The organism is SAR324 cluster bacterium (assembly GCA_029245725.1).
Lineage (GTDB): Bacteria > SAR324 > SAR324 > SAR324 > NAC60-12 > JCVI-SCAAA005.
Map to the genome: position 1 here is coordinate 1 of JAQWOT010000231.1, position 19,187 is coordinate 19,187.

12 protein-coding genes are annotated in these 19,187 nt (G+C 44.0%); 5 read left to right on the forward strand and 7 right to left on the reverse strand.

Annotated elements, in window-relative coordinates; translation table 11 throughout:
* The first annotated feature begins 299 nt into the window (after positions 1 to 299).
* The 4 genes from P8O70_12855 (at position 300) to P8O70_12870 (ending at position 12,220) form a co-directional block, all read left to right on the forward strand.
* Entirely contained in the window at positions 300 to 4,409 is a 4,110-nt protein-coding gene (locus tag P8O70_12855) for a beta-ketoacyl synthase N-terminal-like domain-containing protein (GenBank protein MDG2197748.1), read from the forward strand.
* Between the two features lie 173 nt (positions 4,410 to 4,582).
* Entirely contained in the window at positions 4,583 to 6,796 is a 2,214-nt protein-coding gene (locus P8O70_12860) for an SDR family NAD(P)-dependent oxidoreductase (GenBank protein MDG2197749.1), read from the forward strand.
* On the forward strand, positions 6,793 to 7,173 hold the full coding sequence (locus tag P8O70_12865) for a hypothetical protein (protein ID MDG2197750.1): 381 nt from the start codon (positions 6,793 to 6,795) through the stop codon (positions 7,171 to 7,173). Before P8O70_12860 ends, P8O70_12865 begins: the two co-directional genes overlap by 4 nt.
* A 40-nt stretch (positions 7,174 to 7,213) precedes the next feature.
* Positions 7,214 to 12,220 (forward strand): beta-ketoacyl synthase N-terminal-like domain-containing protein, encoded by a 5,007-nt coding sequence (locus tag P8O70_12870; GenBank protein MDG2197751.1) that lies wholly within the window; start codon positions 7,214 to 7,216, stop codon positions 12,218 to 12,220.
* A gap of 3 nt (positions 12,221 to 12,223) precedes the next feature.
* Here P8O70_12870 and sseA read toward each other — a convergent pair whose 3' ends face one another.
* The 7 genes from sseA to P8O70_12905 form a co-directional block, all read right to left on the reverse strand.
* The gene (sseA, locus tag P8O70_12875) at positions 12,224 to 13,078 is read right to left on the reverse strand and encodes a 3-mercaptopyruvate sulfurtransferase (GenBank protein MDG2197752.1); all 855 of its coding nucleotides are present in this window, start codon (positions 13,076 to 13,078) and stop codon (positions 12,224 to 12,226) included.
* A 14-nt stretch (positions 13,079 to 13,092) separates the two neighbouring features.
* The gene (locus tag P8O70_12880; protein MDG2197753.1) at positions 13,093 to 13,830 is read right to left on the reverse strand and encodes a hypothetical protein; all 738 of its coding nucleotides are present in this window, start codon (positions 13,828 to 13,830) and stop codon (positions 13,093 to 13,095) included.
* Positions 13,827 to 14,618, reverse strand: a complete 792-nt coding sequence (locus P8O70_12885) for a ParA family protein (protein MDG2197754.1) — start codon at positions 14,616 to 14,618, stop codon at positions 13,827 to 13,829. Before P8O70_12885 ends, P8O70_12880 begins: the two co-directional genes overlap by 4 nt.
* Positions 14,619 to 14,801: 183 nt before the next feature.
* Positions 14,802 to 15,656 (reverse strand): sugar phosphate isomerase/epimerase, encoded by an 855-nt coding sequence (locus P8O70_12890; protein ID MDG2197755.1) that lies wholly within the window; start codon positions 15,654 to 15,656, stop codon positions 14,802 to 14,804.
* Between the two features lie 15 nt (positions 15,657 to 15,671).
* Complete coding sequence (locus P8O70_12895) at positions 15,672 to 16,415, reverse strand: ATP-binding cassette domain-containing protein (GenBank protein MDG2197756.1); 744 nt, start codon at positions 16,413 to 16,415, stop codon at positions 15,672 to 15,674.
* Positions 16,415 to 17,350 (reverse strand): ABC transporter permease, encoded by a 936-nt coding sequence (locus P8O70_12900; protein MDG2197757.1) that lies wholly within the window; start codon positions 17,348 to 17,350, stop codon positions 16,415 to 16,417. The genes P8O70_12895 and P8O70_12900 overlap by 1 nt, the downstream gene beginning before the upstream one ends.
* 58 nt (positions 17,351 to 17,408) lie before the next feature.
* A complete protein-coding gene (locus P8O70_12905; protein MDG2197758.1) occupies positions 17,409 to 18,371 on the reverse strand; it encodes a substrate-binding domain-containing protein in 963 nt (320 codons plus the stop codon).
* Between the two features lie 237 nt (positions 18,372 to 18,608).
* On the opposite strand from P8O70_12905, the gene P8O70_12910 reads away from it, so the two are divergent.
* Positions 18,609 to 19,187 (forward strand): NAD(P)-dependent oxidoreductase (locus P8O70_12910; protein MDG2197759.1); only part of this gene is annotated, 579 nt, incomplete at its 3' end.

Genomic DNA, 19,187 nt, shown 5'->3' on the forward strand with positions numbered 1-19,187 from the left:
ATGAGCACAGTGAGGACATTACATCGTTAGATTTCCAAATTTCGGAGATTATTTCATTTGTCTAAACGAAGCAACTGCGCCAACCCCTAAAATTATCAATTAGAGCGCTAATCAGCTCTGAAGTCGTTCATTCTGAATTGGCTTATGATTAATTTTTTAGATTCGAATTGATAACTCTGCCTGTTTCAGGATCATATTTGCAGAAGCTTGGGGAATCTTATTTGCAAACCAAAGCATTCCTCCAGTCATATCCCAGGCATTTCCAGGAGGAAAGTGAACGCCAGAATTGAGTTTTTTTAATGTCTCTCAAGAGTTCTAGTAAATCCAATCGCTTGGCTGATTCCCCAATCGCAGTTGTTGGACTTTCCGCACTTTTTCCAGGTGCAAAAGATCTCCAGAATTATTGGAACAACATCCTCTCAGGTAATGATTTCCTCCAAGAGATTCCTTCGAATCGTTGGAATCTTGAAGATTACTACGATCCTGATCCAAGCAAATCAGACAAAACCTACTGTAAGAAGGGCGGATTTGTTCCAGAAATTGATTTCAACCCAGTGGATTTTGGGCTTCCTCCAAAAATCCTTGAAGTCACTGACTCATCACAGTTATTGACTCTGGTCTTAGCAAAGACCGCTTTGCTTGATGCTGGAATAGGAGAAGAAGAGTCACCAATATTATCTAAAACTGGAATCATTCTTGGAGTTTGTGGCGGGCAGAAGTTGATGGGTTCTTTAACTTCTCGACTACAAGAACCCATCTGGAGATCAGTTCTTTCGAGTGCTGGTCTTGACCAAGAAACCTCCGAAGAACTGGTTAAACGATTTAAGTCTGCCTACGTCAGGTGGGAAGAAAACTCATTTCCGGGACTCCTTGGGAATGTGATTGCTGGAAGAGTCGCCAATCGGCTTAATCTTGGCGGCACCAATTGTGTTGTAGACGCTGCTTGTGGAAGTTCCCTGGCTGCAATGAAGATGGCCATTTCCGAACTCAGGGAAGGACGCTGTGATGTGATGTTGACTGGTGGAGTCGACACAGACAACTCCCCCTTCATGTATATGTGTTTCAGTAAAACACCCGCCTTCACTAAACGTGATCAGGTCCAGCCTTTTGACAAAAATTCGGAAGGCATCATGATCGGTGAAGGTTTAGGCTTGGTGGTTTTGAAGCGTTTGGAAGACGCTGAGCGCGATGGTGATCGCATCTATGCTAAAATTATAGGTGTTGGTTCCTCAAGTGATGGACGTTTCAAAAGCATCTATGCTCCCAGGGAAGAGGGTCAAGTTTTAGCTATTCAAAGGGCTCAGGCTGATGCAAATGTAGAAAATAATTCAGGAATTGGACTAATAGAAGCACACGGAACAGGGACTAAGGCAGGTGACATTACTGAGTTTTCTGGACTCAGGACTGCTTACGCGTCTGAGCAGAAAAACCAGATTGCCTTGGGAACCGTTAAGGCTCAAATTGGTCACACGAAGGCTGCAGCTGGTGTAGCAGGGTTTATAAAGATCGCTCTTTCACTTCACCACAAAATCCTTCCACCTCTCAATCAACTGGAAACTCCCCATCCAGATCTACGATTAAGTGAAACTCCCTTCTATTTCTGCAAAAAATCAAGACCTTGGATCAGGGGTTCACATCCCAGGCGGGCAGGTGTCAGCGCTTTTGGGTTTGGTGGAAGTAATTTTCATTTTATTTTGGAGGAAGATCAAACTGACTCGACCTATTACAGGTTGAATCGAGTTCCACAGCCTGTTCTGCTTTCCGCAGAGAATCCTTTAGAACTCCAAGAACTTTGTAAAACCCTATTAGATCAACTCTCTTCAACTCCAGAAGCAGGACATAAGGATCTCTTAGAAAAGGGCAATCAGGCAAAACCACCAGCTAAGGATCATGCTCGATTAGGATTTGTAACTCACTCCCCTGGTGAGTCGATCCAAGCATTGCAAGAGGCCCTGATTACTTGGGGAAAAGAACCTGAAAAATTTGAGTGGAGCCAAAAATCTAGTCTTTTCTATCGGCAGTCAGGGTTGGATTGTGAGGGAAAAGTTGCAGCTTTGTTTTGTGGACAAGGGTCCCAATATCTGCAAATGGGCCGAGAACTTTTTCTTGAATTCCCTGAAATCCAATTTGATTTTCAAGAAATTGATCAACTCTTTCGAGAGGATGAGAGAGATCCACTTTCAAAACTAGTATTTGCGATTTCAAGTTTTGAGGAAAATGAGCAAGAGACCCAAAACCTACAACTACAAAAAACTGAGAATGCTCAACCTGCGATTGGTGCTCTAAGTGGAGGAATGTTCCGGTTGCTGCAAGCAAGAGGGCTACAGGTGGATTTCACCTCTGGGCACAGCTTTGGTGAATTAAGCGCTCTCTGGGCTGCAGGAGTAATCAACGACGATGACTATTACAGATTAGCTGTAGCACGGGGTAAAGCTATGGCTGCACCAGATGATCCAGATTTTGACGCTGGAACCATGATGGCTGTGATGGGCAAGGTAGAAACAGTTGAGGGACTCTTGGAGGACTTTCCAGATTTGAAAGTCGCTAATTTCAATTCGAACAAGCAAGTTGTGATCGCTGGGCCAAAAGAACAGATCGAAAAAGCATTTGCATTCTTTAAATCAAAGCGGTTTTCGGTGATCCCACTCCCAGTTTCTGCAGCTTTCCACACTCCTTTAGTGGGTCACGCCCAAAAACCTTTTTCATTAGCCATTCAAAGTTCTCAATTCAATAAAGCCAGGGTTCCAGTATTCTCGAATCAAACAGCAAAGGCCTATCCCACGGAACCCATTAAAATCAAAGAAATGCTGCAAGCACACATTTTGGAGTCCGTTCGATTCAAACAACAAATTGAAAACTTATACGAAGCAGGTGCCCGTGTTTTTATCGAATTCGGACCCAAGAATGTGCTAACCAAACTCACAGAGAACATCCTTCAAGGCAAAGAGATTTATGGAGTTGCATTAAATCCCAATCCAAAAGAAGACAGTTCACGCCAGTTTCGGGAAGCATTTATTCGACTTCAGGTTTTGGGTTTACCGCTTACAAAATTAGATCCTCATCAACGTGAATATCAGTCCTTTGTAACCAGTCCCTCCAAAGCGAATGTTCGATTACATGGAGGCAACTATGTTAGTGAGACGACTAGGTCAGAATTTGCAAAGTTCATTGGGAAAGATTGCGAAATCCAAAGTTTGAAAAGAACCTCTACACATGAACCCAATCACTCTGAGGGTGAGGCAAAGCCCAACTTAAAAATCACCGAAAACGCAACTCCCTATCCAACCCCAAAAACATTGACGAAAAATCCAGTGAATAACAAAGAGCAAGACTCGTCTAACTACCATCCCATTCAGGATTTCTATCAGCATCAACAAGAGGTGCTCAAAACGCACCAACAGTATCTAGCCCAACAGATGGAATATGCTCGAGCTTTTTGGCAAGTACTTCAGCAATTTAGCCGTGATTCTGATGGTAAGTTGACTGATTTGCCCGCAGGCGTTCAACAAAATTTACAGTGGTTCCATCAGCACCAGCAAGAAACGCTTAAGATTCACGAACAATATCTAAAGGGACAAAGCGAACAAACACAAATAGCTCTGCAATGGGGTCTTAATACTGAAGGTAATGTTAGTCAAATGCCCAGAATTCCCTCATTAAGTACGGTTTCAACAAGTAGTCCAGTTCAGTCAGAGGTGCTACCGAAATTTAATCCCCCAACAGAATTCATTTCTGCACCAACTATAAACTTAAGCCCATCTCTACCCGTACCAAATTCCACAATATCTGCACCTCAGGGTGCACCTGAATTCAGTGCTTCATATTCTAAACCGATTAGCAGTTCTGTCTCCCAAACAACCATTGTCTCAAGCTCAGTTCAGATTGTTCTCCTTGAAATCGTTGCTGAAAAAACTGGCTATCCGACAGAAATGTTGGAGATAGATATGGACTTAGAAGCTGACCTAGGCATTGACTCCATCAAAAGAGTTGAAATCCTCGGTGCACTCCAAGAAAAACTTCCTGATCTGAAAGTCCAAGCTGATGAACTAGCCGAGCAAAGAACTCTGGGACAGATTTTAAATATTCTTCAACCTGAAGAAACCACACTGAACCCTTCCTTCTCAAATAACGAAAGCTCCCCTGATTCAGAAAATTCAACCCCAAATATTCAGGATATCCTCCTGAATATTGTCGCAGACAAGACTGGTTATCCAAATGATATGCTCGAATTGAACATGGATCTTGAGGCTGACCTCGGCATTGATTCCATCAAAAGAGTCGAAATCCTCGGTGCTCTGCAAGAAAACCTTCCTGATCTGCAAGTCCAAGCCGATGAATTAGCTGATCGTAGAACACTTGGTGAAATTCTTGAGACTTTTTCTGCGGATCCTCCAAAAAAAAAAATCTGAATTCTGAGGCATCCCAACCCGAACTTGCTTGGGCAGTCCTCACTCCGATACCTCCTCCGCATCAAATCTCCAGACAAATTGGTTCTATCTTAGTGGTGCATAATGATGCTGACCATCTAAGTGCAATCAAAGAACTATGGGAATCAAACGGCTTTGAGATTGATTCTCTTTCCATGAAGCAAATTAAGTGGAGTCCACATGAAGATGCGATGAGTCTGAGAGAAGAAATCAACAAAATTCTTTTGGGCAACCAGCTATTCCAAGGTGTTATTTGGTTACATCCCAGGAAAATTGAATCTAAAGAAGAATTGGATACTGATGGGGATGTCTGGCTTCAACATGCTTTGATTTTTTCTGGTGCCATAAAGAGTAGGTTAGCTTCAGACAGCGCTATCTTATACGTAGCTCAAGGATCTGGAAAGCTTGGTTCCTCTGAAAATGGATCATTCCAAGTTGCTCAAAGCCTTTCTGCTTTGGCAAAAACAGTTCAGGCTGAATGGGTCGCCACTCATGGGCGTTATATTGATTTACATAGAGATTTTGAATCAGCAAAGTTTGCTGATTTAGTATGGCAGGAATGGAATGACCCAAATCTGAGTCGAAACCAAGTTGGGTGGGATCAAAATCTCCAAAGATGGGAATTTGAAAGAGTTCTTCATGTCCCTCAGTTAACTCAACAAGAACTACCTCTTTCATCCAGAGTTTGGCTTGTTAGTGGCGGTGCCAAAGGAGTCACCTCAGATTGCCTGCTCGCACTTGCCAAACAAAGTCCAGACACTTTCATTTTACTCGGAAGGACAGCACTTGCAGAGGAACCAGCCTGGGCTTCTGAAGTCCCTGACAAAGATTTAAAAGAAGCTGTCTTGAAGAAAATCACAAATAAAAGAGAGAAGACAAACCCCAAGTTGATTAATCAGATGATCAAGCAGGTTCAAGCAAGCCGTGAAATCATCCGAACGATCCAAAAGCTCAAGGAATTGGGGGCAACTCCTATTTATGTTCAAGCAAACATCTCCGATCAGAGTGGATTGGGAGATACCATTAAGCCAATCACCGAGCAACATGGAGAGATCACTGGTCTGATTCATGGAGCAGGTGTTCTTGCTGATCGGAAGCTTGAACAAAAATTGATTAAGGATTTTGATCTAGTTTATGGCACAAAGATCAACGGATTCCGTAATCTTTGGAAAGTGCTAGATTCTTCAAAACTTAGCCATGTCTTGTTATTTTCTTCAGGAGCAGGTTTTTTTGGAAATCCAGGGCAGTCGGATTACGCAATTGCCAATGAAACGATAAATCAAATAGCTTGGGATCTACACAAAAACCATCCACACGTTAAGGTCGTCAGTTACAATTGGGGTCCTTGGGATGGAGGAATGGTGGATGAGAATTTGAAAAAACTTTTTCAGCAGAGAGGGGTTCAAGTCATCCCGAGAGGAGAAGGCGCAAAGATCTTTGCAGAAACAGCTTTAAGCAATAATCAACTTCCTTCACCAGTTTTAGTCGTTGGCAACGATATTCGGGGAAAAGATTTACCCATTTCCCCAAAAAATTGGGAAGAGTCGATTACTCTAAAACTCGTAGACAACACTCTTTTCACAGAACACTCGATTGGAGGGGTTCCTGTTCTGCCAGCGACCTACGCACTTGCTTTGCTTCTCCGATCGTCAGAGGATCACTATCAAGGTTACAAAGTCGAAAAATTTCAAAATTTTAAAGTTCTTCAGGGACTCCGCTTTGATGAACAGATCTCGAATTGTTTTACGATTAAGAGCAGTTTTGTAAGTGAATCTAATGAAACGATTCAAATTAGTGTTGCTTTACAAAGCTCAGAGAAGAAGAAATCACTCCCTAAACAACACTATCATGTCGAGGTTGTCCTCGCTGCTTCTGCCCCTCAACCAACCGGACAAATTGTTGCCCATCCTTGGGAGCCATCACTATTTGAAGCTTATGAAAACGGCACCCTCTTTCATGAAAACTACTTCAAAGTGCTCTCAACTTCGTCAAACGCAAAGAACGGGATTAGTTCTTTTGATGTGAATCTGCCTCAAGTCCCAACTGAGAAAATTAAGAATTGGGTTGAAAATCAATTTGCTCCACTTTTGCTGGATGCAGGGCTGCAGGCGATGCTAGTCAAAGGGCGTGAAATGACGAACTTACCGAGCCTACCATTGTCCATTGAAAGCGGCTCATTTCTCGCTCCTCTCCGAAGTTCTAAATACAGAATCAAAATTGAGGATGAAAAACTGTCAGGGACCTCTCAACTGCTTGCCAACTTGGTTTTCTTGGATGAATCAAATAATTGTGTGCTTCGCTTCGAAGGAGTTGCAGTAACCTTCAGTAAAAAATTAAAACCTTTGTTTCAGAACAAATCCAAGGGATGAGACGACTTGTTATTGCAAGTGCCTGCTTCTTAGTCGTGACGGGTCTTGTTTTGACTTGGCAGGACAGCCTTCCCATTGATGAAGAAGATCTCTTTATTTCACTATTGCATATCTGGGTTGGTTTCTTCTTCATTGTGATTTTCCCCATGTATGCCATTGATCATCTCAGTACTCATAGAAGTCGGCTTGTAAAATTTTCTTGGACCATGCTATCCGGCTCTTTGCAACTGATCTCCGGAATCGGTCTGGTGATTAGCGGCCTTGTTCTACTTCTTTGGGGCAACGAACTGAAAATTCCTGTAACTGTCCATTATTTGCTCACCTTTACCTTAATCGCAGGGCTAATCGCTCATTGGCGAATCCCAAAAAACAAATAAATTTGCCAACCATTCCTCTGGCTCAAATTCAAATCATCTCATGACCTCTCCAATCGCTATTACTGGCTTTGCGTGCCTCTTTCCTGATGGAGATTCACTAGAGTCTTTTGCTAATTTTCTCAATGAAGAACGACCATCCTGGAGGGAAGCAACTGACGAAGATTTTTCTCTGCCAACTCAGCAGTTTTTTGCATCAACAAGAGGAACACTCCACAGAATTTATTGTCTGCAGGGTGGGTACATTGATGAACAGAAGGTCGTTAAACCAGCAGGCTGGGCAGAGGAAGATTGGAGAAATCTTGACCCGTCCTATCGATGGCCCCTGCAAGTTGCTAGACAGGCTCTTTCTCAAGGGGGTATAGAGGCAGAGAAAGCCAAACACCCTCGAGGAGGCCTCATCCTTGGGAATCTCTCGTTTCCGACGCGAACATCAAATCAAACTACGATGGATTTCTATAAGGAGTTCTGGGAAAGAGAGCTGCGCGAAGCTTGTGGTGCTAAAAGTTTTGAATTGCCTCAATTTTCGAAATCAAGCTCAACAGAAGGGAATCAACATCTGTCAACAGCAAGTGGTCCTGCTAAATTTCTGAAAAGAGAACTTGGCCTTGGGGAATGCACGTTTTCAATTGATGCAGCTTGTGCTTCTTCTTTATATGCCATTCGGCTGGGTTGCTTGGCCCTCCGAAATGGGGATGTTGACTGGATTCTTGCTGGAGCAGTAAGCGCTGCAGATCCTTTTTTCATTCACTCAGGATTCTCACTGCTACAAGCATATCCGGAAAACAATGAGACCAGCGCTCCACTCGATAAAAACTCCCAGGGTCTTTATGCGAGTGAAGGGGTCGGGATGGTCTTACTTCGCAGATTTGAAGATGCAAAAAATCAGTCCCCACACATCTTAGGTGTTATTCGAGGGAGTGGATGGTCCAATGATGGTAAAGGTAAATTTGTACTAAGCCCTAACCCTGTTGGCCAAAAAAGGGCCTATGAGCGAGCCTATGAGGAAGCCGCCCTTAATCCCAGTGAAGTCAATTATCTTGAATGCCATGCCACAGGAACCCCCTTGGGGGATCGTGTTGAAGCACAGTCAATCTCAGATTTCTACAGTGAAAAAACACCCCTGTTGGGCTCCGTTAAATCCAATGTTGGGCACATGCTCACTGCAGCTGGAATGAGCAGCATTGGTAAAATTCTTGGTGCTTTTGAAACCCAATCAATTCCTGCTTCGATCCGCATTGAAAACCCTCAACTGCCTGAAGGCAAAATCGTAAGATCACCCTCTAAGTGGCTAAAGTCAGAAAATCCGCGCATTGGAGCAATCAATTCCTTTGGTTTTGGGGGAACGAATGCACACCTGATTCTTCAGGACCAGATTCATGAGTCATCAAATGACTCGATCCAAAATCAAAAATTATCCATTCATGTAACTGGATTTGAAGCTTGTTTTGGAGGTTGTTCAGATCGCCTTCAAATGGCTGAGGTGCTACAGCAGCGTGAAACCCAGATTAGCCCCTTGCCCCCTACAAGGTGGCGAGGAATGGAGACTTCTTCAGTCCAAAAAGCTGCATTCTTGGAGTCATTTGATATTGATTTAAGAGAACTAAAACTGCCTCCTCATGAAAAAGAACAACTTATCCCTCAGCAGCTTTTGGCGATTCATTTGGCTGAGAAAGCGATCCAGGACGCAGGATTGGAATGCGGCAGTAAAGTAGCGGTCTTGATCGCCATGGAAACTGATGCTGAACTTCACCAGTTCCGGGGAAGACTTCAGTTAGAAGCTCAATTACGTCAGGCTTTTGGCGAATTAGTTGATAATGAAAACTCACAAAATCAATTAAACCTATTGCTTGAAATCATTCGTCAGTCGTGGCCTCAACCAGAAACCGTAAACAGCTTTACAAGTACCATTGGCAACCTGATAGCTTCAAGAATAGCTGCAATTCATGATTTTCATGGGCCCGCTTTTACTGTTTCTATGGGTGAAGATTCTATTGAGAAATGCCTACAAATCACCAAATGGCTTTTTTCCGAGGAAGATCTCGATGGTCTTGTTTTGGTTGCTGTGGACCTTCAGGCAAATTTGGAAAGGATGCTTTCCACTAAAGAGGATTGTATTTTGGGGGAGGGTGGGGGAGCCATAGTTCTTCAAAACCTAGATTCCAGAAATGCCACTAAAATCTATCAGGCCCTAGATGGCCTAGAATTAGAAAGTGAACTAGTTGAGGAACTATTCGGGCATTGTGGGGCAGCAAATGGAATGCTGAGATTGATTGGCGGCCTTCTAAGTCAAGCAGACAACCTCCAAAAAAATCCATTATCAGGGACAAAATCCAATTCTAATCAACAACTTATTCGAAAGGTAGTTCTGGGGTCTGATAGAATTCAAGACAAGTTTAAGCTCCTGCTTCAGCAAGAACCAGCATTGCAAAATTGGTTGCGTCTGATCGAACATAAACTGTTTGACCCTGAAATCTCATCAAAGCCAACTTTACCTTCAGGCTTTCATCTATATAGCCCACAAAGCCACCATCAAGCACACCGAACTTTCCTCAACTTCAGAGAAACTGCTTTTAGAGGAATGGTTCAAAATCTTCTACAATCAATTCGTCCAGTTGAATTAACCCAAATTTCACCAATTCAAGAAAACACACCTTCACCAGAATTTCTAATCATTGGCAAGGAAGCGAATCAAAGTTCCGCTCCTAAAACGTTGGGGACGATCACAGGGAATACTTTTAAAACTGACAACACTGGGAAAAAAGTAGTTTTTGATCATCAAGACTTACTTGAGTTTGCTGGGGGAAGAATTGCTGAAGTATTCGGTCAGGACTACGCAATCATAGACAGCTATGAACGCTGTGTTCGGTTGCCTTTGGATCCCTATCTGCTCGTTACAAGAGTTACAGAACTGGAAGCAGAGCCTCACCAATTCAAACCCTGCTGCATCACTACTGAATATGACATCCCCACACAGGCATGGTTTGCTACCGATGAGCGCATTCCTTGGGCTGTAGCGATTGAGTCTGGTCAGTGTGACTTAATGCTGATCAGCTATCTTGGAATTGATTTTCAAAATAGAGGAAACCGAGTCTATCGCCTGCTCGATTGTACAATGACATTCATGGCTGCCCTCCCAAGGGGCGGCCAAACATTAAGGTATGAAATTCACATAGACTCCTTTGCGAAACATGGCGAAAGCCTACTATTTTTCTTCCATTACGAGTGCTTCGTTGGTGCTCAGATGGTGCTCAGAATGGATGGTGGATGTGCAGGGTTCTTTACTAAAGAAGAGCTCGATCAGGGCAAGGGGGTGATTCATACTGAGAATGAAATTCAGGCTCGTCAACAGATTCAGCAGACTAATTTCACTCCTCTACTTCACTGTAATCAGACAGCTTTTGAACGAGAGGAATTATTGCACTTGGTTCAAGGTCATCCATCAAAATGCTTTGGTGGAGAGTATGATCAGAACCAAAAAAATTCTTCCCTGAGGATGGCACCAGAACAACTACTAATGAATGATCGCATTTTGAATGTGGATCGCAAAGGTGGCGCTTGGGGATTGGGGATTGTGGAATCAGAGAAGCAACTTCGTCCAGACGACTGGTACTTTACTTGCCACTTCTACAAGGATCCTGTTATGGCCGGTTCGCTGATCGCAGAAGGCTGCGTTCAATTGCTTCAATTCTACATGCTTTACCTAGGACTTCAGACTCTTACTGAGGACGCTAGCTTTGAACCGATCCTCAACCTTCCACAAATTGTGCGCTGTAGGGGCCAAGTCATTCCCTCCGATTCTTTGATGACCTATCGACTTGAAGTCAAAGAAATTGGTCTGTATCCAGAACCTTTTATGATCGCCAACATTGATGTGCTTGTTGAAGATCGAATTGTTGTTGACTTTAGAGATGTTGGGGTGCGTTTAGTTGAGAAGAAATCTGACGTGATCAACTTTTCAATTGTGGCTAAACCAGACAATAAGGCAAAACCTGCTTACGATGAAGTGGCTATTCAGAATTTTGCTGATGGCTCAGTCGCCAAATGTTTTGGAGCACATTACGCCCCCTTTGATGCGAGACCTTTTGTTCAGCGCAATCCCTGCTTAGATCTCAAGCTACTCACCAGGGTTCAGGAAGTATCAGGAGAACCAAGGAACTTTTCAAAGCCAGCAAGTTTGATTGCTGAATACGATATGAACGAAATGAACTGGTATTTCTCCGATGAGACCAGCATCGCACCCTTACCAGCAAGCATATTATTGGAAATAGCCCTCCAACCCTGTGGTTTCCTGGGAGCTTGGATGGGAAGCATTTTTGAATTTTCAGATGACGATCTTCACTTCAGATTAGTGGAGGGACACGCAAAGTTATTGGAACGCCCAGAACTGAGAGACCGAAAGATTCTGACAAAAGCTCAACTTGACCGAATGACGCGCTTTGATGGGCAGGTTATTGAACATTTCACTTACCAATTGAGTACTGATCTCTCACCAGATCATCCATTTCTCGAGGGGGTTGCTCTTTTTGGATATTTTCCAGAGTGGGCCCTTGAACGACAGCGTCAAAGATATCCAGATCCTGATTGGCAAGCTTCACCCGAACTACCCTGGTTGGATTGTCCTCAACTAGGCCATCTATATTTACTTCATCAAGTCCAACTTGATCCCAAGGGGGGTGAACGAAGACTAGGAAGAGTGGTTGGGCGCAGACTTGTTGCAGACATGGATTGGTATTATCCCTGCCACTTTCACAACGATCCAGTCATGCCAGGATCTTTGGGGATTGAGGCTGCGCTGCAAGCGTTGAGAGCATTGGCCGAAGGGACTCCTCATCGATCCAAGTCTCAAAAAGTAGAATGGCCTATAGATTCAGAATGGAAGTGGGAATTCAGAGGCGAAGTGCGGCCGGGAACGAATGAGCTAACCGTACTGGTCGAAGTTCTTGAGAAGAAGGAGTTAGGTCAGCAGACAGAGTGGATCGCTGAAGCTATTGTAGCCCGTGAAGGCAAGCGAATTTACCGCTTACCAAGCATTTCTCTGCTTGTTTGAATCTTAGCTTCCAGTATCAATTGGGAGATCATGTCTTCCACCCCATTCAGTCCAGGAACCATCATAGATTTTGACATTATCATGGCCTGTCAGATGTAAACCCAAAGCCAAGATACAAGCGGTGACTCCTGAACCACAGGAACAGACAATCTCCTTGTTCTGAAAAATTTCAGATTTTTGAAAAAGCTCTTTTAGATTTTCCTCTGAAATCATCATCCGGTAAGGACCCTCCAGCAAATCCATAAATGGCAGATTTCTCGAATGAGGAATATGTCCACTTCTTAGCCCAGGTCTGGGTTCTTGAACTTCACCAGCAAATCTCTCTGCTGGACGGGCATCAAGAATTATAGCCTCCTCATTCTGAGATGTTAGCTGTGTCGCTTCCCAGTCAATGACAAGTCCAGATTCTAAAACAGCTTCAAATTTTACAGGATCAACTTTTGACGAACCCTTAGCCAATTCTCGCCCTTCTGATTTCCATTTTGGGAGGCCCCCATTGAGCAGGGAAACCTTATGATGACCAAAAGTTCTGAACATCCACCAAATTCGAGCTGCAGAAAACAATCCGGTAGAATCATACACTACAACCCAACTCTCATTATCAACTCCCAGTTCACCTATCTTGGTTGAAAAATATTCTTCGGTTGGAAAGGTATGCGGCAATTCACTATCCTGATCAGATAATTCATCCAAATCCAGAAATACTGCCCCGGGAATATGCTCTTTTTCAAACTCTTGGCGACCGTCTCTGTTGGCCTTTGGAAGATGCCAACTACCGTCAATAATTTTCAAATTTGGATCACCTAAGTGATTTGCCAATTCAGCAGATTCAATGAGTGAGTTAAGTTGGAAGGGCATCTAATTTTCTCATTTCAGTTCAAAACACGCTTGGGATGATTTCTTTCTATCATGCCGAGCATTTCATCCAAAATCTCATCATCCATTTGAAGAAGCAGCCGATTCAGTTTGTCTAAACGCTTCGCTGGAATCTGGGATAAAACGATACAACCATTTTTTCGGTCAATTTTTTGTTGCCAAGATTTCTCAGAACTTTTTTGAAGGGCGCCTTGGTTTCTCAATTTAGTTTGTTCCCTGAAGATTCTCAGCGAGAGTTCCAAGTCCTCCCGAGAAATGCTGTCCAGCTGTTCCAAGAGTTCGCTCTGCTTTTGATGAGCTCTGAGTGGATTTATGGGATCTTTCAAATAGGCAATCCGACGTAGCGAATAGAGCATCCCACGGACATCCATTTCCAGCAAGCCTGCTGAACCATGAGTTTGGATCATCTCAATAATTTTTGCATCGCTGAGAGCAGTTTTCCGATCTTGGACTTGTATAACTTCCTCAATATATAGAGCCAAATCCCTTTGGTGTTTCTCCTCCAATTCACCGAAGTGCTCTGTATAAATTTTGTAGATATTGAAGAGTACTTGCCTCTTATCCTGTTGCATCCGGTGTTCACGTGCCTCAATACTTCTTACCAATTCAATCGTTTCAAATTCCAACCTCTTGAGAGGATTAAACTGAAGGACTTCTTGACCGTCATTATCTGAGGTCATTTGATGTTGGCTGCGCCTTGAAGCATTGCGCTGATATTGTGAGCGAGTAGTCATGTAAACTCCGGAAATAGGGCCTGCACCAAAACCTGCAGACGATTCTTCAATTCAGCACTTCGAACAGGCTCGTGACTATCTATAAACCCCATCACCTCAGCACGTTTTGGAATCCACAGTGGCTGATGGTCGTCATGAAAAATCAACATATTGCGATAATGATCCACAAGATATTCAAGAGCGTAGTGGCAAGACTTCAGACGAGTATCAAAGAGGTTTGGAAGCAGATAAACCTTCTTAAGTTCTGGGTTCAGATATTTTCGAGCTGTCCGTATTCGCTCTAGCTGGATGGGTAGGGTCTCTACGGCAAACATCTCAGTCTGTACCGGGATTACGATCACATCACAAATGGACAAACTCCAATTGGTTAGCAGTGACAGTTCACCAGGCGTATCGCAAACAAGGTACTCCGTCCTAAGTTCTCTGAGCAGCATTCTGAACAAGTTTTCATGGCCAGGTTGATCGCGGAAAGCTGTTTTGGCTTGTTCGTAATTCGGTGTTGCGGCCAACAGTTTTAGAGAAGTTTCAGGCAACTCCAACAGCGCATTTTGTGGTGAGATGAACTCTTGAAGAAGATTGTAAAGATTCTTAGTTTGCAGTTCTTCGAGGATCAGAGGGTAATCTGCATCCGTGAGCCGATTCAGGAACCATTGGGTAGAGTTTCCCTGAGGATCATTGTCAAGAAAGATAACTTCCCTACCAATTTGTGCTAATTGCTCTGCTACCAAAAGGCTCAAGGTCGATTTACCGACACCACCCTTTTGATTTTGAAAAGCCACCGCTTGCATGCTGCCTTCCTGGCCAGTTTTGGAGAATAACCCGTTGCTGCTGCAATACTCCACAAGCACAGGTTGTGCAAATAATGTGAGGTAAGTTACTGAGGGGATTTAGTATTATTTCAGGATTGCAAGAGGAGCAAGAGAAGGGACAGGCCCAAAGAGATTGGGCTCAGGGCATGATAAAAAGAAAAATCACTCTAGATTGAGACCAGCCTCCTTGGCTTTCTTGATAAGGAAGGGGATACCCACATTCAAAATATCTTCAGGACTATCGGTAACTGGACGCCAAAGAGCTAGACCTCCTGCGATGTCATCATCAACATAAATGAAGCTCTCCAAGGTCATAGTCCCCTGAAAATTTACTGCTTTCAGACCAAAAAAGGTGTCTTCCCAGTTTAAGCAACCTCTTCCTGGCACACCACGATTTGACTCTGAAAGATGAATGTACTCCAGTTGGCTTCCACAGTCTTGACAGCCTTGAGACATATTCACTTCTTCAATGTTCATATGATATGTGTCCAGATGAACGAAAGTATTCTCAGCTCCAATTCTGTCAAGCGCTTGAATCGTTTGCTTTCCAGTATTTAAAAGATGTGTTTCATAGCGGTTACAAGGTTCCAATCCCAATCTTAGGTCCAAAGATTTTGCAGTACTGGCAGCATGTAAAAGCATCATGCACATCGCATCGTACTCAGCATCTGTCCTTGGGGCACCTGAAGTTTTTCCGATCGAACCAAAAGTCACTCCAGAAAGAATTTTTGAACCCGCTTCAGCAGCAACCTGAAGAGCATGGTCCAAAAAATCTGTGCATGCTTTCAAGTCTTTAGTCGGATCCAGGTGATGAGGGAGACCTAGAGAACAAGTAACACCCAGACCGTGCTTTTGGAAGGCCTGCCTGGTTCCCTTCGAATCAAATTCAGCTGGTCGCAATAGTGGCAGCTCGACAACGCTAATTCCCAATTCCTTAAGAGGTGGCAGCAACTTGTCAGCTTGATTCGCTTCCCATCCTGGAGTGAAGCAGAATGCATGTATTCCCAACTTCGCCATTTAAATCCTTTTCAGTTATCCGTGAGCACCCACAATAAAGGAAACCACCTCATTCATATCAGTGGCTTCCCTTTGAAGATCCGCAATCACACTACCTCTTCTCAGAACTACAATTCGCTGGCACGCTGCAAAAATATCATTCAAGCGATGGCTGATTAAGATCACCGCTATTCCAGCATCTCTCATCTGCTCAATCAGCTTCAGAACTCCTTCTACCTCACGAACAGCGAGAGCTGCTGTTGGCTCATCCATAATCACCAACTTCGGATCAAAGGTCAGAGCCCTCGCAATTGCTACGGTTTGCTGCTGGCCTCCTGACAATCTTCCAACAGGGACATGGATTGAGGGTATCCGAGCACCCAGCCGATCAATCATCTTGAGGGCTTCCGCATCAATCTTTTCTTTATCTACAAATCCCGGAAGAAAACCCCAGAGACGTTTAGTGGGTTCTCTACCCAGAAATATGTTGTTTGCTATATCTTGTTGGGGAGCAAGTGCCAGGTCTTGATAAATCATCTCAATACCACGAGCCCTTCTTTCACCAGGAGGAAGGGTGGTCACATCCTGATTTTGAAAACCAATCTTTCCTTCATCTAGGGAATAAACCCCTGTGATGGACTTCATCAACGTAGACTTTCCTGCGCCATTATCGCCAACCAGACCAACAACTTCCGATGGGTTTATTTCTAGGTCAATTCCTCTTAAAACCTCAATGGATCCAAAAGATTTATTTAGTCCTTTCAAGCTTAACAATGCCATCAGAACCTCTTCCTATCACGGACTTGATCAAGCCATACTGCAGCAATCAGAACCACGCCGATTGCCATTTGCTGGTAGTATGCTTGGACGGCGAGCAAATTCAGACCGTTTTGGAGAACACCCATGATCAAGGCACCAATCATGGTTCCCAAAATCGAACCTCTCCCTCCAAAGAGATTTGTTCCTCCGATGATTGCAGCCGTGATAGCAAGCAACTCATAGTTGAGACCTGCCGTTGGATCCCCAGTATTGACACGAGCTGTAAAAATCAGCCCAGCGATACCAGCCATCAACCCAGAAAGCATGTAGAGCAACATCCTTTGTCGATTGATGTCAATTCCTGTGGCCTTAGCGGCCGCTTCATTGTCACCAAGCGCAAGTGTGTGGTGGCCAAATCGGGTATGCGCAAGGATGTAGTGAGAGATAACTGCAACTAATACCAGAATATAAACTGGTGTAGGAACTCCAAGTGGTCTTGCTTGTCCAAGAAAAAGAATTTCATTTGGCAAACCGTAAATCCCACGGCCTGCTGAAATAATTAAAGCAAGACCCCGAGCAATCCCCAACATCCCAAGAGTCACAATAAAGGCAGGGACCATTCCTCTAGTGACGATGAAGCCGTTGACAGCTCCCGCCAATGTCCCCGCAACTAACGAACCAATGATGGCGAAATACCAAGGCCATTCCAGAGTTACCACCAATGCGGCTCCTACCACAGAAGAAAGCCCCAAAACAGATCCAAGCGAAAGGTCAAGCCCTGCAGAACTGATCACAAACGTAGCGCCGATTGCAAGTACCCCAAATGTTGCTGTGGCTAATATGATATTGAATAGATTGTTAACGGAGAGAAAAACTGGAGAAAGTAGTGCCATTCCTGCAGAAAGCACTACTAGGACGATGAGAGATTCTAGACGTATGTGCAATCGGGAGAGCAAACCAAGTTCCTTAAGAAATTCTGAGAAAACGGGCCTCTCAGCCCGCTCATAGAAAAGATTACTTAACGTACTTGAGCATCGGCTCAGTACCTTTGTCGATAATATCCTTTGTAAGAACCATGGTGGGGACGTAAATCCAGTCTTGATCAACCTTGGTTCCCTTCTTCATCGCAGCAACTTTTTCCACAGCTTGCTTACCAACCAAGTAGGGTAACTGGGCAACAGAGGCATTCAGACGCCCTGATTTGATTGATTTGACTGCATCAGAATTTCCATCAACTCCAATAACAGTCACCTGACTCTGCTTACCAGCCGCAAATACAGTTTCCACAGCACCAAGTGCCATTCCATCATTTGCAGCAAAGATCGCGACAAGACCTGGATTGGCAGTTAATGTGTCATTTGTGATGTTGGCAGCCTTGCCTCGATCCCAATCACCTGGAAGTGATGCAACCACTTTGAGACCAGGAGCTAACTGAGCTAAGCGATCTGAAAAGCCACGAGCTCTTTTTTGACCAGTAATGTTCCCTGAAAGCCCCTCGATTACCAAAACTGGCCCCTTTGCATTCTTGCCAAGCTTGTTGACTAAATATTCAGCGCCTTGTGCTCCTGCAGCGACGTTGTCAGAGCCAATCGAAAAAGAAATATCTACTCCTGCATCTGCAGCAATTTTATGATCAAGATTTCCATCAAGATCGACTACAGGAATGCCCATTTCATTTGCTCGCTTCAAGCAAGGCAATAGAATAGTGGAGTTGATAGCTGCTGTAATCATCGCATCGGGTTTGCGTTCCAACATCGTGTTGCAGACATTCAATTGAGGCTCTGCAGCCTGGTCACTCTCAACAGCTTGAAGGTAATATTCGACCCCTGCTTCTTGTGCCCCCTCTCGGACACCCAATTCCATTGCACCCCAGAACGGATTCGAGAGTGTCTTCATCAGGACACCATAAGTTTCCGCCTGAACCGGCATTGCGAGTAGGCTTCCAAGTGCCAACGCTATTGCAAATCGTTTGATCATCTTCTGCTCCCAAGCCAGGGTTGATAATTATCTCTGAGAAATTTCAATATAACTGATGGACTCCTCAGATTGGAAGAACCGGTTGGTGAGTTGACTACAATCTCAGGTAACAATCAATACCTGACATATTAGTCTTATTAACACCACTGAGATTTAATTCAAGAACAACTATTTCTTAACGACAAAATTAAATAACCGAAACCACATAAATCATAAAAAATAAACAAAGGGGGGGAAATGAAGATCTTATTTGACCCTCGGCCCCGTACTACAGATGAAATATTCTGTGAAGCGGATCGAAGAAAAACTTTTGCAAAACACGAGATTTTTGAAGTTAATCCTATGCAGGCAGACTCTCAGTATGCTGAATGGTTGCCTCAAATGGATGTGATCATCAGCCAACAAGCTCTGGATTCATCACGTCTTGCTGCAGCAACAAAGCTGAAGGCCGTCTTTAATGTTGAAACGAATTTCTTACCGAATGTGGACTATACATATTGTGCTTCCAGGTCGATTCATGTTTTGACTCCAAGTTCTGTCTTTGCACTGGCAGTTGGTGAAATTGGACTAGCCATGGCTCTATCTTTGGCAAGAAATGTTCACCAGGCACACACTGATTTTCAAAATGGGTTGGAGAAATACGGGTTGGAGGGGAATCAGGACGCAGAGTTGCTGACAGGCGCAACTGTTGGGATTCTTGGGTATGGGGATTTGGGACGGGCTGTGAAAGGGGTATTGCAGGGATTTCAGAATCAAATCTTAGCTCACGATCCCTGGTTACCTTATGGACTTTTAGAGAGGAATGGAGTTCAGCAT

Bases quoted from the DNA above. Each gene is read 5' to 3' on its own strand.
- P8O70_12855 (MDG2197748.1), top strand. From the start codon at position 300: ATGTCTCTCAAGAGTTCTAGTAAATCCAATCGCTTGGCTGATTCCCCA.
- P8O70_12860 (MDG2197749.1), top strand. From the start codon at position 4,583: ATGAAGCAAATTAAGTGGAGTCCACATGAAGATGCGATGAGTCTGAGA.
- P8O70_12865 (MDG2197750.1), top strand. From the start codon at position 6,793: ATGAGACGACTTGTTATTGCAAGTGCCTGCTTCTTAGTCGTGACGGGT.
- P8O70_12870 (MDG2197751.1), top strand. From the start codon at position 7,214: ATGACCTCTCCAATCGCTATTACTGGCTTTGCGTGCCTCTTTCCTGAT.
- sseA (MDG2197752.1), bottom strand. From the start codon at position 13,078: ATGCCCTTCCAACTTAACTCACTCATTGAATCTGCTGAATTGGCAAAT.
- P8O70_12880 (MDG2197753.1), bottom strand. From the start codon at position 13,830: ATGACTACTCGCTCACAATATCAGCGCAATGCTTCAAGGCGCAGCCAA.
- P8O70_12885 (MDG2197754.1), bottom strand. From the start codon at position 14,618: ATGCAAGCGGTGGCTTTTCAAAATCAAAAGGGTGGTGTCGGTAAATCG.
- P8O70_12890 (MDG2197755.1), bottom strand. From the start codon at position 15,656: ATGGCGAAGTTGGGAATACATGCATTCTGCTTCACTCCAGGATGGGAA.
- P8O70_12895 (MDG2197756.1), bottom strand. From the start codon at position 16,415: ATGGCATTGTTAAGCTTGAAAGGACTAAATAAATCTTTTGGATCCATT.
- P8O70_12905 (MDG2197758.1), bottom strand. From the start codon at position 18,371: ATGATCAAACGATTTGCAATAGCGTTGGCACTTGGAAGCCTACTCGCA.